Origin of the sequence: Paraburkholderia sp. RL17-347-BIC-D (genome assembly GCF_046027915.1) — a bacterium.
Classification (GTDB): Bacteria; Pseudomonadota; Gammaproteobacteria; order Burkholderiales; family Burkholderiaceae; genus Paraburkholderia.
In genome coordinates, this window is sequence record NZ_JARESS010000222.1 from 1 (window position 1) to 670 (window position 670).

Annotated in this window: 1 pseudogene; it reads right to left on the bottom strand. The window is 63.7% G+C overall.

Annotated elements, in window-relative coordinates:
* Window positions 1-670 (bottom strand): annotated as a pseudogene (locus P0D96_RS48270) (MGH1-like glycoside hydrolase domain-containing protein); the annotation flags it as partial.

Genomic DNA, 670 nt, shown 5'->3' on the forward strand with positions numbered 1-670 from the left:
ATGGCGCGCGGCATCGAGCAATGGATGACTCCGGTGCTCGCGCAGCCAGAGCTGCAGGTCGAAGTAGTAGTACTGCTTGCTCCACAGCATTCCCGCCAACGCCTGACGGTGCACGCGGCGCTGGTCTTCGGTCAACGATGCGGGCGCAATCCGCTCGTAGAACTCGTCAGCATCAGCGATGCGGCTATTGAATATGTTCTCGAAGTCGCCGAACGCATTGTCCACGTTGGCTGCTGTCAGGCGCAGCCGGATGGTCGTGCTGCCGCCGCCGGGGACGTCGCAAACATAGTGGGCCGCGGCCTTGGTTCCCGTCCTGGCGGGATTCACCGCGTCGCCTTGTCCCCAAATGACGTAAGCGTGGAACGCATCCTTGACGTAGGGAGACGCGTTGGGCTGGTTCCACAGACGCTGCGCATTGCTCTCGTTCTCGGTGAAGAGCGTCTCCGGGGCGCCATCGCAATGGAGCCAGTACTCGCCCAGTTCAGCGTGCGTGGCCTGGATGCCGCCTGGGCCCGCAGCGCGCAGCGAGGGCTTGCGATCGTCCTCGCCCCATGACCATGTGTTGCGGAACCATAGCGTCGGCAGGACCCGCAGCCGTGCCGCTTCCGGTCCGCGATTGTGCACGGAAATACGAACGAGGATGTCGTCCGGATCCGCCTTCGCGTATTCC